This window comes from Paenibacillus sp. FSL K6-1558 (assembly GCF_038002565.1).
GTDB classification, from domain to species: Bacteria; Bacillota; Bacilli; order Paenibacillales; family Paenibacillaceae; genus Paenibacillus; species Paenibacillus polysaccharolyticus.
On the sequence record NZ_JBBOCV010000001.1, the window covers coordinates 2,179,661 to 2,196,856 of the forward strand.

Annotated in this window: 9 protein-coding genes; all 9 read right to left on the bottom strand. The window is 45.6% G+C overall.

The annotated features are described in order from the left end of the window. Positions 1–293: 293 nt before the first annotated feature. The gene (gene pulA, locus MHI38_RS09345) at positions 294–2,441 is read right to left on the bottom strand and encodes a type I pullulanase (RefSeq protein ID WP_341181209.1); all 2,148 of its coding nucleotides are present in this window, start codon (positions 2,439–2,441) and stop codon (positions 294–296) included. Positions 2,442–2,661: 220 nt separating this feature from the next. Then, positions 2,662–6,330, bottom strand: a complete 3,669-nt coding sequence (locus MHI38_RS09350; RefSeq protein ID WP_445667207.1) for a DUF5704 domain-containing protein — start codon at positions 6,328–6,330, stop codon at positions 2,662–2,664. A 26-nt stretch (positions 6,331–6,356) separates the two neighbouring features. Continuing rightward, the gene (locus tag MHI38_RS09355; RefSeq protein ID WP_341181918.1) at positions 6,357–7,616 is read right to left on the bottom strand and encodes an S-layer homology domain-containing protein; all 1,260 of its coding nucleotides are present in this window, start codon (positions 7,614–7,616) and stop codon (positions 6,357–6,359) included. Between the two features lie 359 nt (positions 7,617–7,975). Continuing rightward, on the bottom strand, positions 7,976–9,505 hold the full coding sequence (locus MHI38_RS09360) for an extracellular solute-binding protein (protein WP_260510700.1): 1,530 nt from the start codon (positions 9,503–9,505) through the stop codon (positions 7,976–7,978). A 350-nt stretch (positions 9,506–9,855) separates the two neighbouring features. After that, complete coding sequence (locus tag MHI38_RS09365) at positions 9,856–10,959, bottom strand: glycoside hydrolase family 88/105 protein (RefSeq protein WP_154887583.1); 1,104 nt, start codon at positions 10,957–10,959, stop codon at positions 9,856–9,858. A 23-nt stretch (positions 10,960–10,982) separates the two neighbouring features. Further along, positions 10,983–12,482, bottom strand: a complete 1,500-nt coding sequence (locus MHI38_RS09370) for an extracellular solute-binding protein (protein ID WP_308723465.1) — start codon at positions 12,480–12,482, stop codon at positions 10,983–10,985. Positions 12,483–12,566: 84 nt separating this feature from the next. Further along, the gene (locus tag MHI38_RS09375; protein WP_090915457.1) at positions 12,567–13,439 is read right to left on the bottom strand and encodes a carbohydrate ABC transporter permease; all 873 of its coding nucleotides are present in this window, start codon (positions 13,437–13,439) and stop codon (positions 12,567–12,569) included. Between the two features lie 45 nt (positions 13,440–13,484). After that, positions 13,485–14,438, bottom strand: coding sequence for an ABC transporter permease (locus MHI38_RS09380; protein ID WP_090915459.1), 954 nt, complete (start codon positions 14,436–14,438; stop codon positions 13,485–13,487). 294 nt (positions 14,439–14,732) lie between these two features. Then, complete coding sequence (locus tag MHI38_RS09385; protein WP_167375616.1) at positions 14,733–17,069, bottom strand: helix-turn-helix domain-containing protein; 2,337 nt, start codon at positions 17,067–17,069, stop codon at positions 14,733–14,735. Between the last annotated feature and the right edge of the window lie 127 nt (positions 17,070–17,196).

A 17,196-nucleotide genomic window follows, 5' to 3' on the forward strand; every position in this document is an offset into this window, starting at 1 on the left:
GTATTGTCCCGATGTTACGAAGTGGGACGCCTTTTGTCAACCCGGGGTTGTCTGTACTCAACATATCGGTTAGATCGAAACAATTGATGAGCAATCGCTTTCATCTATCATATGTAAACAAGCGCAGCGGTTGACAACGTATGTACCTATGGAATCAAAAAAACACCCTCTTTTGATATCAAAGAGAGTGTTCTACTGTGTGACTTTTAAACTGAAATACATCGTTATGACTCACTGCCCTGTTGTTAGATAAAAACAGACATTTTGTCATCCTTGTACAAGCCTGACTTTCTTCAAGAGGACTGCGAAAATAATACGGTCATGGATAACATGCTGACCTGTACTTGATTGTTGTTAGTCTCTTGATTGTCTGAGCTGCTCTTGGTGCTCTTTTTGCTATGCTGAGTGTTCTGATCGTGGATGGTACGAAGCGTATTTACACCAGCCTGTCCTTCTTCAACAACCACTCTCCATGTGCCTGAAGGGATAGAGATCCGATGAGATTCTTTGGTCGCATTGTAGATCACGATAATCCGTTGCCATGCATCATTCACATCTGCACCCTGCAACTCGAATGCTAAAAGTCCTTTATCTTTTTGCAAAAGTCGAACATGCTTCTCAATCGCTTCGCGTGTACGCAGGCGAAAAGAAGGATGCTCCCGCCGCAGGCGAATCAGGCCACGGTAATAGTCGAATACGGGCTTAAATCGTTGCTTCTGATCCCAATGTATGGCGTTGACTACGTCTCCACTCTCATGACTGTTAGCGTCCCCGTATTTACTTCGTAATATCTCATCTCCTGCCGCAATCAGCGGAACACCTTGTGAGGTAAGTACAATACCGTTTGCAAGAAGGCAGCGTCTCACGGTTTCGTTTCCGAGCACATGCGCTGGATCGATCTGAAGATAAGGATCAGCCTGTCGCACAGCCTCTTCCACATTGTCGAACCCCCGGATACTCCCATCCTCATCATACGTCAGAAAGCCTAGCTTATCTTGTAACCCTTGCGTACGGGCCACCTTATCCCACAGATTAAGATTGTCATGTACAGTTACATAATTAATAGTCTCAGATGGACCTTCCGTAAAATCATGAATAGACCCTTGCACGCCTGTCCATAACTCCGCTTCTTTCCCGTCTTCACCCGTCGCAAAACCTTTGCCGTCCCCATCACTGTCTCCTTTAATGACACCACGGAAATTATCATTAAACACGGCAAAGCCTGATCCGCGCTGTGTTCCTTTCAAGGTCATCTCATCACCCAAAGGTGATTCCATTGCTCCCCAAGGTTCGCCGTATAACAAGATGGAGGGAGATACCTCAGTATGAAGCTCGGATGCGAGCTGTTTCATCGTCGTAACATCCATCAGCCCCATCAGATCAAAACGAAAACCGTCCACATGATATTCCTCTGCCCAGAAACGCACCGAATCGATAATAAATTTACGAACCATAGCTCGTTCTGTTGCCACTTCATTGCCTGTGCCTGAACCGTTACTGTACGTTCCGTCGGCATGCTGACGATAATAATATCCGGGAACGAGCTTCTCAAATGAACTCTCCGCTGTATCAAACGTGTGGTTGTACACGACATCCATAATGACACCTATCCCTTTACGATGAAGTGCAAGCACCATGGACTTGAATTCACGAATTCGCGTTACGGGTTCATCTGCGCGTGATGCATAAGATCCTTCCGGAACATTGTAATGCAGCGGATCGTAACCCCAATTATAGTTAGAGGCATCCTTAGGATCATCATCTACCTTCGCCTCGTCTACCGTAGCAAAATCAAATACAGGCAACAGGTGTACATGTGTAATGCCTAGTTCAACCAAATGATCGATTCCAAGCGTATTACCTGTTGCATCTTGAAGCCCAGTCTCGGTGAAAGCCAGATACTTTCCTTTGTTCGCAATCCCGGAAGAAGCATGAATGGAGAAATCCCGGACATGTAGCTCATACAGGACAGCATCCGTGGGATGACTCAGTTCGGGACGTTCATCCTGTTGCCAACCCTCAGGGTGAGTCTCTTGCATGTCCACAATAACACCCATTTCACCGTTCATGGTTACGGCTCGCGCGTAAGGATCAACCGCGATCGTTAAAGTTCCATCGGCAAAAGTTGGCTTGAACATATAGCGATAACCCCGTAAATCCCCTTCCACTTCTAAAACCCACACATCCTGTTCACCGGAATGCATTGGGATGTTGCTCTGCTTCAACGCGTTCGGGATGTCATTGGGACTTCCACCTGTGAGGGGTGGGTACAGAAGCAGTTCCATTTGAATCGCAACGGGAGACCAAACTTTGAAAGAACAAACAGCCGGTTGAAGGGTAACTCCCAGATCCCCCCCTTTATATGTACTCGTGATCGAAGCTATATCTGTTTTCCGGGCGATTTGCTGTTGCTGTTGCTGTTGCTGAACTTCGTCAATCATATCAATTCCCCTCTCGGTGAGCGTCGTATGTTATTCATATAAAACGGAATGTAGAGCGTAGTGTCGAGTGAGTATCAGGAAAGTGCTCCTTACCCTTTATACCCGTTCAACGGATCAAGCATAATCTGTTTATACAAAAAAGAAGTAGCCGTGACGCAGACTCACATCACAGCTACTTCGTATATAAAGCTTCTACTTTTATTTCAAACCCGTCGTTTCGCTAATGAGATACCTGCGCTTGAAAATCATCACGGCTAGATTGATCTGCATGATACCACACCACATCTCCATCTCTCGTCTGCCATCTTATCCCCTGTTCATCCACTGGACTTCCATTAAAACCTTCCAGTTTCCATTGATTCATTAATGGGGCGTGCATATATTGCAGATGAGGCGCGAGTGTATTTCCATTTTGTAACGTTTCCAGATTAAAGTTCAATACAATGTATCCATTTTGCAGGAATACAGGAGCCTTGTCATCTAGCAAAGTTTCTCGGGCCAGACGCTCCAGATTCGTGCCTTTGGGAACAGCATATACATCGGCTGGCAGGCTATATTCTCCGTACCAGCGCTGTATGGCGGCATTCGCCCGATCTAAATCCACCCCGGAAGGAAGGTCTGTTTTTGGACCTATGAGTGTACGAATCTGTGACGGGAGAATCATCCAATCGTACCTGCCTGTCCAAGTTTGACGATGTGACGTCTGGGTCACAAACCGAACCATCGCCTGTTCCAGCGTATACAACCGCCGATCTTCTGGTGTCCATTCATGGGTGTACTGATAGCGTGCTGTATCGCTGAGTTCCATTCCAGGCACGTTTCGTAGCCTTGCGTTCAGCACTACATAACGCTTCTCAACATCCTGTGCAGATCCAATACGGATAAGTTGCTGCTGCCCTCGATGGTAGTACAAATCCACTTCCTGCCTCTTGGTTCCGTCTTTGGGGATATAAAAGAAAGTTGGTGTGATTCGGATACCATCCTGTTTGCCAAACATATTCCCCTTGGTCTTCACATCAAACTTAAAGTGATAACCTGTCTTCACAGCGACATTGCGGTATCCCTGCACAGGGTGGCTACCTGGGCGGATTGGCAAAACATACGGAGCCAGGTTGCCCCTCGGATCTCCATCAATTTCATTTGTTCCTGTCCAGTAGTTAACACCCGTAGGCTCGGGACTTCCTGGTCTTTGACGAAACACTTTCTCCCAATGATAGTCCGCAATATCTGTGATTCGAAAATCATACAATCGCCCAATGACCTCCACAGCTACCGTATCCGTTGCGACATGATGTGCCAGATCCGTATTAGCATCAGGTTGTTCTGTAAACTGCATGGTTGCATTTTCTGCGATGTTGCGGAACTCAATCTGATAGGCGCCTTCATCGATCCAGACAGGAAGCACAAAGGTAGTATCCCGTTGATTGACGGGAATATCAACCCAGGTTTTGGCTGGGATAAAGCTACTTTTGCCATCGGTGTAAACATCGAACGGGAAACGCACCTGTTTACTGCGAAAATACTTCCCGTAATCGCGATTTCCGTAACCCGGATAACGTACCCCATCTAGATGTTGTCCTGACGTGGGGATACGAACCAAGAATGGACGCTCCAGAATTAACGCCGCCCGCACAGGATCTGGCTTTGTTTTCTGGTTATGCGGCTGGTCATCCGAAACCCAAGCATAGTTGACCACTGGTGTATGTACCGTGACCGGATTGATACCGGGAATTGAAAACCGCTGATTTTGTCCACCGTTTACGTTTTCAGGCAGTAGTCCGTAGAATATTTCACCCGTGCTCGGCTGAACTGCTCTGTTCATCAGTGTGTTCTGAATGGTTAATCTGTTCTGATATAACACATCATCCCCGATCATATGTGGCTGCGGAATCATTCCAGGTCTGGGGGCTTCCTTCTGGGCTGGGCTATTATTCATAATAATCGTACCATTAAAGACCACTTTGTCATTGTTAACCGCATTCTCCTGAACCACCGCTTCTGCTTCTGCTTGAAAAAGTGAAGTTTCCATCGGCGTAGGCGGCTCAGTGGAACCTCCAGGGACAGTCTGGGTACCCAGATCAATCTCACGACATGGCGAAGGTTTAACATGGCTCTGCACAGCAGTATCCGTCATAGATTGTAGAGTTGGAGGTATGTAGGAATTTGGTGTCAGCGTAACTACACCTCCGTAACCACCAAGCGCATAGTTAGACACCTTGGCTTCATTTAATTTGTAGACCTCTAAGTTATCAATCTGCCAATAACTATATCCCCTTGTTACTCGCATCGATCGATCACCTGGCACATCACGTTCTTTGGGCTCTGGTTGTGTGCCTGGATCCCCCTCACCGCGGGAAGGTCGGCCTGGTATTGTCCACGTTTTGTGGTACGTCTTCTTGACTTTAACATCATAGGTCACTGTGCCCGTCATGTTCACCCATCGGTGCTGAAACAAATATCCTTTGGCGAGAACATTTGCATATAAATCTTCCGACGTTGGGATTCCTCGTGTAACATCAAATTTCTCGGCACCCCGAATGTCTGCTCTGAGCACCCCTTGAACCGAAGGATCCATCACTTTAGCTTCAAGTACTGCGCCTCGACTTGGTGGACTGATGCTCACCGGACAGGCATTCGCAGGATCGTTTCCTGGATCTTCACCGCCCGTGTCTCCTCCACCTCCGCCATTAGAGCATTCCTTGACCTCAAGCTCTTGTTCAGCCTGTTCGTCTATACGCTGGGCGGTATCCAGGAAATGAGCTTTGATGATCGTAGTACCCACAATACCCTTTGTTGTAATTTTGCCATCAGCACCGATTGTCGCCACAGAAGCATTCGAACTGCTCCACATCAATTTGGGATGCACCGTTAATTTATGGATACTTCGATCTGATTTGGTAAGGACTGCTTCCGCCTGCAATGGTGTTGTCGTAGATTTACAGGCATTAGGCAGGTTCACAACCAGTCCCGGTTCGGACGTCACGGTAACGGTGGTTGTATCCGAAATGAGATATGTACCATTGTTCCAAATTGCACGTACCGTAACCGTTCCAGGGCTTTCTGCTTTTAACATACCTGTCTTTAGTTCAATGCTTGCCACCGCTTCGTCCGAAGAAAACCATTTAATCTCCGTCTCCCTGCCAGATACATCGACTCCCTCACTCCACGTTGTGGAACCATAGCCTTTGGTCTTTACTTTGGCTACCATCTGTTTGGTCTGGCCAATGGTTAGGGTAGTATCAGGTGTAACGTCAATTTCTTTTTCTTCCTCTAGATCACCTTCCCAAATGATGTCCATAGGGGTGAAGTAGGCTACGTTGTACTTTGGACAGCCAGCAGTTGTTCTACCACCATTATCAAATGGCTTATGCTCCGTTGGTACATGATATCCTCCAGTTATTGTCCTGATCCCAACAACAGTTGATAAGAACGGAGGTCTAATATCTCCTATACCAGTATACGAATTTTGATCTGCTCTTCCTTGATATTTAACATCATGAATACGTATGTTTTTAACTTTATTAGTATCAATTCTTGTAGAATTGTAATCAGGCCAGTCTGTTGGTGGCCAATTACTAAAATCTACACTATCGGGAACCTCTGTAGCTGCAGGAAATGGATTTGAGCAACTCCCTGCATTATTTGCATAGGTCGGTCCTCCTGAATGATCAGCTCTAAATTTCCCATTATTCTCTTGGTACCAATACACTCCTGGATTTCCCACTCTAGGGTTCGCTAGTATGGTAACATACTGAGGGCTCTTCATTCTTTTAGGGCCATACTCACTTGTAACAGCATTTACTATGTTTGACGTCAATATTAACGCTGTGAGTTGTAAGATCAACACTCCAAATAATATAGCTACACAAGAATATATTACTTTTCTCATTACAACCTACTCACCATCCTACTGAACTATCTTTGAATTCTAAATTCACCTAATTGATCTGTTTTCAGAGAATAAGACCACGATGTGTTTCTCAGAGTTGAAGTAACCCAAAATCTTTTTTGAATACCCTTCTTTAATAATTGTCCCGAGTCCATAGGTATTGTATTAATACCTTGTTTCTTAGCCACATCCAAATTGAGACGATTAAACTGTATTAGTGAATCAGGTAACCCCCTATTGAATGTGATCAAATTAGAACTTTCTAAATTAGATTTGAAGGAAATATCTACAAAAGTCCTATACGAACCACTTGCATATTTTTCAGGCATAAAAAGCTTAGCATAAATTCCTTCTGGTTTACTTTGAGTCGCATCCACAACGATAAAACGATGAATTTGTAATACTCCAGACTTGTTACTAAGGCTAATATCAGCTTCTGATAGATCTGAAATCATGACAGAGCCAGAGCTATACTTATAATTACTAATCGTCGTTAAATTCGTACCTGTCGTGCCCACTTCCCGCATCTCGTTCAGGTCGCTGTACTTGGAAGCATCTGTTCCCTCCACGTCCATGTAGCGAAGCAGAATAGCAGAAACCTCTGCACGAGTTGTCGTATCTGCCGGTTTTAACGTGCCGTCTTGAAATCCACCGACAATGCCTGTTCCGCGCACTAGGGCGAGGTACGGAATCTGTTCGTTACGAATCGTTCCGCGGTTTACTTCGGGTGTAGGCAGTAAGGTGTTTTTCGTATCATTAAAAGCATTCTGAAAACTGCTGTCTGACTTGATCAGTCCGTTTGCAATCCACTTCATCATTTCATATCGTGTCAGTTCCGTATTGGGCTTAAAGCCGCCTGCATAATCACCAGCGTCAATAAAGCCTTGTCCCACCAACTGGCGGACAGCCGTTTCAGACCAATGTCCTTGAAGATCAGAGAAAGAAGACTGCTCCTGCCCCTGAGCATTCTCGATTCTGGTCGCGCGAGCTAGTATTGCTGCATATTCCCCGCGGGTGATCTTACCATTCGGGCGGAAAGTGCCATCCTGATAGCCGGAAATCAATTTTTTCTCATATGCTTTTGCAATCGTTGCCTGAGCCCAGTGTCCTTTGATATCGCTGAACCGACTCCCTACGCTGTCGCTCACTCCAGCACTAACCACTGTCGTCCACTTCCCAGACCCCATTCCAAAAGAAAGACATGTACCTGCCATCATGACTGCTATTAACAGTCCTATAATATAAACAAATCTTCTTTTCTTCTTAACTTGAACCACTCGCTTCATCTTCAATCTGTTCACGCTCCTATGTACCTTAGTATGGGGATGCTTCATTTGCTCAAACGGATGACTTGCTTATCAAACATAAGTCAAAATCCTAAATATGGAATTATAATCAATATTCTACCATGTATAACTAGTATTTTGGTATCATTTTCATACCTCCCCATGATTCTAAGGTGACTATCTCCCCCTCCTTGAGACCTAATATTTATCCTAAAAAACAAAAAAAGGCCATGAATCCGCAGATTCATAGCCTTATGCTTTAAGGTGTGGTCTCACTTATTAAATTATGGAATTTATCCTCTTTTATAGAATAAACTTATTCCTTGCATGAAATCAACCTTTTTTTATGGCAGTCTCATTTATTTCCCGTTCAGTTCTTTATACGAAGCTTCCAGTTCTGTGATCAGCTGGTCACCGCCTGCTTTTCTCCAGTTGGCAACTTCCTGTTCCCAGCCAGCATCATCGATCTTGCCCATAATGTATTTGGTCTGCGCATCCCAGATCATCTGATCCAGTTCCTGACCGCGCTCTGTATAGATCACCGAGGACAGCGTAAGTGCAGGATTAGCAATTGCATACTGTTCATTTTCTCGAGCCATCTTCGTGCCTTTCATACCAATAGGAACATCGACCAGTTCAGGCACATTGTATCCTTCCACACTTAGCAGATTATCACGATATGGTTTAACCTCACGCTGATATGCGTCGAAGTCTTTCAATTCCGTTTTACCGTCAGCGGTCTTGCTGTAGTGCACATCGAGTAAACCACGCAATTGCAGCGTGCTGAGTTCCTCGTCCATCAGCTGATCCAGGAAGGTGAGTACCTTTTTGAGTTGCGCTTCATCCGTTACAGATGCTTTCGGAATGACAAGCATACCGTAGTTTCCAGGCTCACCGGCAATGCGAATGCCATCTGGCCCTTGAAACGGCGCTACATCAATGACACCATCCGGTGCATTAGGTGTGAGCCGTTGCTGGGATGATTTCCCGTTCTGAGCAACACCGTTCAGTTTCATAGCAACGAGACCTGAATCCATTTTTTTGTCCGCATCGGAAGGGTCCAGTGCAGGGAAATCACTATTGATCAACCCTTCATTAAACAATCGCTTGAACAGCTTCATCGTATCCACATATTCAGGAGTCAGAAATTCTGGTGTTAATTTACCAGCGTCGTCTACACCCCATTTGTTGACTCCACCAATACTTACAGCAATCCGGGTCAGCGGTGAAGATACACCCTCGTTATACTTTTTAAACAACAACGCACCATACGTATCTTCCTTGCCATTACCATCTGGATCATCCTTGCGGACAGAACGCATAACCTCATACCAATCATCCAGATTTTTCGGGATATCCAGTTTCAGCTTATCAAACCAGTCTTTCCGATATACGATTGCCGTTCGTCCGATATCCCGGAAATTCGGGATGCCGTAGATTTTACCTTCGATCTTGATGTTATTAAAATGAGCCTCCGACTGGGCAGACAAGTTTTTGTAATCTTTCAGGTAAGGCCCGAGTTCCCAGAACAATCCTGTCTTTGCCGCATTAAAAGTTGTGGGTACATAATTGACACGCATAATCGTTGGCATCTCCCCTGATGCCACCATGACATTGACTTTGTCGTCGAACGCCGATTGCGGAATCCACTGCACGTTTACATCGGTATTCGTGTATTCCTCAATCTTCTTCTCGATTGCATTTTCCTTAGCGGGCACATCACCCACCTGCATCAATGAAATGGAAAGGGGCATTTTGCCTTCCCCGGCGGCTGGAGCTTTTTCTCCCCCACATCCAGCCAGCAAACCGGCAGACATCGCGCCAACAATAACGAAGCTTCCTACGCGAAACATTGGACTCTTTGAACGTTTTGGACTTTTTGGACTCATGAACCATCTCTCCTTTTGGATAAACCTATTGTTCAGCGGACTTGCCCTCATTCCTCAATCATATATAAGTTGGACTAAAGATTTTACATAGAACACTCCGATGACAGAATAGCCTGGAGAGTAGCGGTATCCCCAGATTTTTTTGATTCCCTTTTCCCTTGGGAAAATCCGGTAATAAGCATATGCTTCCGATGTAGCTTTCTTGCAGAAAGCTTTTAGGCGAACGCTTCGCTTTTCCAGGTTTTTTCTGTCCTCTCCGTTAGAGTGTAAACGAATAGTTCAACTTATATAGATGTCTTCAAACTCGTAATGTATGCGCTATCATAATGCTTTGGAGAAAAGAACCGGCATTATGCCAGTTCCATCTCTACCCCTGCCAAAATAAATGGAGCAACGGATTTCGGATCATTAATACGAATCGATTCAGTCACATAGTACTCATAGGACCCGTCACGATACGGAGTTCCTCCAAGACCCGCTCCCCCGTTGCACTGTGTCAGGGAAAGCACACCCTCCTGGTCTGTTTGCAACAGATGTTGCAACAGGCCTTGATATCCTTTTTCCGCAATCGCTTTGAACTTCCCGCTCAAGTATCCTTTGCGCACACCCTTGGCAAGGGCATATACAAACATCGAAGTGCCCGAAGCCTCCAGATAATTCCGCTCGCGTCCTGGCTGATCGAGCAGATGCGGCCACAATCCTGTCTCCTGATCCTGTACATGGATAAGCGCATTTGCGAGTCGCTCAAAAATACCGATAATCTGTCCACGTTGCTCATGATCAACTGGCAGATAATCCAGCGTATCTACAACCGCCATCACGTACCAGCCTACTGCCCGGCTCCAGACATGTGGCGAACATCCCGTATCTCCGGAGCTCCAGCGTTGCTCTTTGCTCTCGTCCCAAGCGTGGTAGAGCAGACCACTGCGTGGATCACGAGTTTGTGCTTCCACCAAAAGCAATTGCAAAGCAGCCTTGTCAAACCACTTCTCTTCACCAGTCACGGCTCCATATTGAGTCAGATAAGGTGTCGCCATATACAATCCATCCAGCCACATTTGGAACGGATAGATTTTCTTGTGCCAGAAACCGCCCCCACTTGTGCGCGGTTGCCCTTTCAGTTGCGTCATCAGCAACTCAGAAGCTTTGCGATACTTTTCCTGACCTGTTTTCTCCAGCAGGAAAAATAGTGATTTTCCCTGGTTGATCTGATCCAGATTATATTCCTCAATCGTATAGGACCGAATCGATCCGTCTTCCTGAATGAAATGATCCATAAGTTCCTGAATATAGTCAAAATATCTCTGTTCACCTGTACGAGCGTAGAGTTCTTCCAGTGCTTTGAGCAGACAACCGTTCTCATAATGCCAAGTCGCATACAGCTCATGGCTGCGATAACTCTCCATAAACTGGTCGGCCATGCGCATCGGTGTATGTTGTAACGTTTCCTTCATGATCAAACCTCCGGTTTCGCTCCTTATTGAGCCTGTTTTTTGTAATCCTCGGCATATTCCTCGCGGATTTTGGTACCGCCTGCATTAGCCCAATTCTCAATTTCCTTTTCCCAGCCGCTTTGATCGATCTTGCCCATAATGTATTTGGTTTGCGCATCGGCAATCATCTGATCCAGATCTGCTCCGCGGTCACCATATGTTGGAGAATACAACGTCAATGCAGGGTTTGGTACTGCATGTTCTGCCAGTTCCTTCACCAAAGCTGTTCCTTTTTCTCCAAGCTCGGTGTCCTTCAGTTTAGGTACATTGTAACCATCAACATAAGGGAAATTATCCCGATATGGCTTCACTTCACGCTGGAAAGCATCGAAATCACTCATTTCCACTTCGTTGTCTCCGACTTTGGTGTAATGTTTGCCTTCCAGACCACGCATTAGCAGCGTTGCCATCTCTGGATCCATCAATTTATCCAGAAAGGAGAGCAAGTTTTTCAGTTCCTCTTCCGATTTTACCGTTGCTTTCGGGAAAGCCAGAATACCCGAGTTACCTGTCTGTCCAGCTACACGGTCACCATTTGGCCCTAACAGACCGGCAATATCTACAACACCGTCTGGATTATTTTTCGACAGACGTTCTTGCTGACTTTTACCATTCTGTGCCACACCTACACGCATGCCGACAACGCCGGAATCATACTTTTTCTCCGCTTCCGTTGAATCAAATACAGCGAAATCCTGGTTCAACAATTTCTCTTCATACAAACGTTTCAGCAAATCCATCACTTGCATATATTCCGGTGTCATGAATTCTGGTGTAAAGCTCCCATCACTCTCAACCTTCCATTTGTTCGGTGCGCCAAAGCTTACACCAAGACGAGTCGTAAAAGAATACTGATCTTCGTTATACTTTTTAAACAACATCAATCCAAACGTATTCGCCTGTCCATCGCCATCCGGGTCGGAAGTAGACAACGTCTTGATCGTTTCATACCACTCATCCGGTGTTGTTGGTACTTTCAGATTCAACTTGTCGAACCAATCCTTGCGGTAAATAACAGTTGCACGTGCAATATCAGAGAATACCGGCACTCCATAAATTTTCCCTTCAACCTTGATGTTGTCAAAGAAACGTCCGTTTTGGGCTGAAAGGTTTTTGTAATCATTGAGTAAAGGTCCAACTTCCCAAAATACGTCATTTCGCATCGCATTCGTTACCGTCGGGTTATATTGCACCTTTACGATTTTCGGCATGTCGCTGGAGGCGATCATGACATTAATTTTGTCATTGTACGCAGATGCCGGTATCCACTGGATGTCCAGTTTGGTTTTGGTATATTCCTCAATTTTTTTCTGTACATCGTTGCCCTTGCTCGGCACGTCACCCACCTGTGCAATAGCGATAGATACATTCTGTACGCCGCCTTCGGCAGCCTGACCTTCATCTGATCCGCATCCTGCCAGCAAACCGGTCACCAGAGCCAGTATACTCAGAACAGCTACGGCTTTCTTTTTTGTTGCCTTCATTCATGAAAACCTCCCTTTTGATATACAGTCACAGACTGGTATTCACAATTTCAGTAATACGCTTCACACCACACGCTACACTAATCAGCCTTTTACCGAACCGAGCATCACTCCCTTGGCAAAATGCTTTTGCAGGAATGGGTAGACCAGCATAATCGGAATGGTAGAGAATACGATTACAGCCATGCGAATCGTAAGCGGTTGAATTTCAGTTTCTTCAATGCTCGTATCTCCAATTCGACTCTGTGCCAAAATGACAATTTCACGTAGCCAGACTTGTACAGGCCACTTCTCACTGTCGTTGATATAGATGACGGCACTGAAGAAGCTATTCCAGTGTGCCACGGCGTAAAAGAGCGAAAAGGTAGCCATGGCTGGCATCGAGAGTGGAAGCACAATGCGGAACAAAACGCTGACATCGTTACAGCCATCGATTTTGGCCGCATCTTCCAGCTCATCCGGGATGGCTTGGAAGAAGTTTTTGAGTACGATCAGGTTGAAGGCACTGATAGCCGTTGGCAACATTAGAGACCAGAGTGTATCGGTAAGATGCAAGGATTTAACGACGAAATACGTTGGAATCATACCGCCACTGAACAGCATCGTGAACAGTACACCCAGCAGAATCGGCTGGCGTCCGCGTAAATACTTTCTGGATAGCGGGTAAGCCATAAGCGATGTAAACAGCAAGTTGATTAGCGTACCCACAACGGTGATATAGATCGATACACCAAGACTTCGAATCAATGTATCCGTAGAAAAAATGTAACGGTAAGCTGCCAAGGAGAACTCTTTCGGAAAAAGAATAAATCCTCCTTTGGCCACTTCATGCGGGCTGGTAAACGACACAGCCAAAATATAAATGAACGGGATTACGGTCACAATACCAATCAAAAGCAGCAAGCCATGATTCACAAAATCAAAGATCCGGTTGCTCCATGTTTTGTCCTGTTGCATCTAATGTTCACTCCTGTCTGATGAAGAGCGTCTGTCAATATTGCATTAATAGACGCCTTCCTCCCCGAATTTTTTGGCTAACGTGTTGGCACCAAGCACTAGCGCCAGTCCGACAACCGACTTAAACAATCCGACAGCAGCACTATAACTGTACTGTGCCTGGGTAAGCCCCTTCGTGTATACGTAGGTATCAAATACCTCGCCCACGTCACGGTTAGTAGGTGTCAGCATCAGGAAGATTTGTTCAAAGCCTGTATCCAGGAAGTGACCCAGACGCAAAATGAGCAAAATGATGATGGTACTCCGAATCGCTGGCAACGTAATGTGCCAGGTCTGACGCCAGCGGTTAGCACCGTCAATCCGAGCAGCCTCATAAAGCTGCGTATCTACGCCAGAGAGTGCCGCCAGGAAGATGATTGTGCCCCAGCCTACTTCTTTCCAAATGGATTGTCCTACAATCATCGTACGGAACCATCCTGGTTCAAGCAGAAAGGCAATTTTTTGTCCCGTCAGGTTGTAGAGCAGTTCATTGATTGCACCGCCTTCAGTCGTGAACAGCATGTAGAACACACCAACCACAACAACCCAGGAAACAAAGTGTGGAACGTAAACCAATGTCTGCACGAAGCGTTTAAACCGCTCCCGCCGAACCTCATTCATCATGAGCGCAAGCACAATAGGTAATGGAAAAAAGAAAACCAGATTATAAATCGCAAGCAAAAACGTGTTTCTAAATAAGGTCCAGAACTGCGGTTCTCCAAAAAAACGCTGGAAGTGTTTGAATCCTACCCAATCACTCCCCAGGATGCCTTTGTACGGCGTGTAATCCTGAAAAGCCATCGTAATCCCATACATCGGTATGTATTTAAAGATAACAAAGTAAAGCACTCCCGGAATCAGCATAATGTACAGCCACCGGTTTTTGATGACGTCCCTCCAGAGCAGGTTTTTGTCACTGCGGGTAGCGGGCCTTGTTCGAGCAGCCGTTTCGGCTTTCATAGTGTCTTCCTCCCCACGTTGGAAACGATTACAAAAGATCACTTCCTGAATTCATGTCTCCATTGTGGCGGATAATCGAATCACTGGCTATCATCTCGTTTTAGCCTCTTGTTTTTCCTTGTGTATCAAGGGTTTTAACCACTTAAGAATGGCTGGCGCTACTTGAAATGAACTGCTTTCAACCTGCATGTTCCTGGTTTAACTATGGCTTATAAGCTGCGAATGGGCTCAAAAAGAAAGTTAAATTGAACGACAAAAGCCTGCCTGCCATGGGGGCAGAGCAGGCCATGTTCTCTAGCGTTGCTGCTCCCGGTACTTGCCGGGAGTTGTTCCTGTTATTTTGCGAAATGTACGGATAAAAGCTGTCGGGTTCGTGTAATTTAATTTTTCGGCGATTTCCGATATTTTCAAATCTGTCGTCTGTAGCCACGTTTTGGCTTTTTCCATGCGGTACTCTGCTAGATATTCGGTAAAATTAACACCCGCTTCCTTCTTGAAGACCCGGCTTAGATAGACAGGATGAAAGTTCAACTCTTCGGCACAAGCCTCCAGCGATAAATCCCGATCATACCGTTCCTCGATCAGTCGAATCATCCGGCGGGCGATATTCATATATTGTGACTCCTCTTGTTCCTTCCAGTAACGAATCACAGGCAGAAATAAACGCTTACGGAACCAACCCGTCATCTCGTCCAGTGTAGATAATTTCAGCAAGTATGCCATGGAAGCTTTCTCACCAAGCACTTCTGCCACATCTCCGCCCTGCTCTTGCACAAGTTGATATACCCGTGACAATAACTGCACCATGATGACTGGATACTCGCTGAAATGCAGCTTTTTATCCGCCAGTAATCCTAAATATTGTGTAAAATAGATATCTGTTTTTTCTTCGTCTCCCTGTTTAATCGCTGAAGCCAACTGATCTTCGATCATTCGTAACTGCGTATACAGCGCAGCTTCCATCTGACCTCTTGGTTGGATGTCCTCATAATGTAAAATAATACGGCTACCCAAGCTGACTCTGCCTTGCAACGCTTCTTTGCTCTCTTGATAGGCTCTAGGCGTATCTCCAATGCTGGAATAAGCCCGGCTAATACCTATGCTTACTGGCAGATTCAGATAGGTTACAACCCGTTCACGAATCCAATCGGCCTGTGTGTGCATCCATTCCTTCAGCTGCATCTCATCACTCAGTTCAGAAGCAAGCACGGTAACCTGCGCATCATCTAGCATGACCGGTGTGAACCGAATCTCGGAAGGAATCAACTCACCTACCATATTATTGACCGCAAATAGCAATAGATCCCGATCCTGCTCCTCATATCTCGTGCCTTCAAGCGTATCAATCTGAAGCATCAGTACGCCCAGATGTGACCATCCGGTCGGGAAATCATACAATTCGCCCTGATATCTGAAATCTTCTTCCGATATTTTACCTGTCAGCAGCTTGGTCATGAAAAACTCCTGAAGATGCACATGTTGCCCCTTCATCTGCTCACGCATCGTTCTCTCCGAACTGAACAGGGTAGACAAGCGTTCCTCAATATAAATAAACTCATCCTGACGGCGTCCAGCTGGAGGGAGCGGAGAATCTAACCCTTTTGTAAACTGCAACAGTCTAGAGATAGGTGAGTACATACGCCGGCTACCGTAGATGGCCACAAGCCCTGTCACCAATAACATGATTAACGTCGCCACACCGGTCACCACTGCGATTTTTTGCGACTGGGCTGTAATCTGTCCAAGCGAAACAACCGATACGTATAACCAGCCGTTTAGCGGAGACTGCCTGTAGCTGACGGCTACGGGTTTGCCCTCCACTTCTGCGCTGTAAAAACCTTGTGCTTCCCCCGTTGTCTGAACCTTCTCCTGAATGTCTTGGTTGAGCAGATCGTATTTATTTCCATAATTCGTGTCATTCAGAAAGTATTTCTGGTCTTTATCCAGAACATACAAATCACCCGAATTCGGATTCCGGCTCAAAAAGCTGCTCAGCTCTGCATCCGCAATATCAATGACAAGGAACCCTTTCGGTTTCACATTTGTGGGCACCATCGGAATTTTAAAAACCATGCTGACTACATTATCAGAAGAGATCAAGGTAGGAGCCTGTTCCGTTAAAGCCTCACCCATGCCAGCAGATACAGGCACACTCTCTTTGGATGAACTTTTATTCTGAGTCACCCAGAACAAACTGTTGGTGTATGTAAGATAAGTTCCGATTCGGTCTCGAATGCTGAAATCATTGATTTTACCAAATGAACGCATCGATACGACCCAGTCCTGTTCCAGATTTACAAGGTAAGCCTGATCAATACTTGTGACTGCCTGAAGATTGTTAAAACCGGATGTCAAATCACGAATTTCTTGAAATTCGCTACTATTCAGCGGTTGCTTCATTGCACGAAGCACCAAAGGTGAATTGACATACTGGATTGAGGACAGTTGTAAACTTCGTAATACTTGTTCCACTCGCATCTGAGTCTGATGTAGTATCTGAAGATTACTCTCGCGCACTTTCTGTTCGATATCACGCGAGGCAATCGTATACGAGACGGAACCAATCACAATGACTGGCAATGCCCCAAGAATCATCGTAAAGCAGAGCAGACGCAGTAGATATTTAGGCAAGAAGAGCATCTCCCTTTTATAAAAAATCGCTTACATTGGATTAAATTACTATTGTTATTTTAAAACCCAATCATAATCAAGTCCACATCTTTATTCAGAATTGTTGACTTGAAGTGATTTCCAGTTT

What these genes read in the sequence shown, in the direction of transcription:
- pulA (WP_341181209.1), bottom strand. Translation starts at nt 2,441, where the DNA reads ATGATTGACGAAGTTCAGCAACAGCAACAGCAACAGCAAATCGCCCGG.
- MHI38_RS09350 (WP_445667207.1), bottom strand. Translation starts at nt 6,330, where the DNA reads ATGAGAAAAGTAATATATTCTTGTGTAGCTATATTATTTGGAGTGTTG.
- MHI38_RS09355 (WP_341181918.1), bottom strand. Translation starts at nt 7,616, where the DNA reads ATGAAGCGAGTGGTTCAAGTTAAGAAGAAAAGAAGATTTGTTTATATT.
- MHI38_RS09360 (WP_260510700.1), bottom strand. Translation starts at nt 9,505, where the DNA reads ATGAGTCCAAAAAGTCCAAAACGTTCAAAGAGTCCAATGTTTCGCGTA.
- MHI38_RS09365 (WP_154887583.1), bottom strand. Translation starts at nt 10,959, where the DNA reads ATGAAGGAAACGTTACAACATACACCGATGCGCATGGCCGACCAGTTT.
- MHI38_RS09370 (WP_308723465.1), bottom strand. Translation starts at nt 12,482, where the DNA reads ATGAAGGCAACAAAAAAGAAAGCCGTAGCTGTTCTGAGTATACTGGCT.
- MHI38_RS09375 (WP_090915457.1), bottom strand. Translation starts at nt 13,439, where the DNA reads ATGCAACAGGACAAAACATGGAGCAACCGGATCTTTGATTTTGTGAAT.
- MHI38_RS09380 (WP_090915459.1), bottom strand. Translation starts at nt 14,438, where the DNA reads ATGAAAGCCGAAACGGCTGCTCGAACAAGGCCCGCTACCCGCAGTGAC.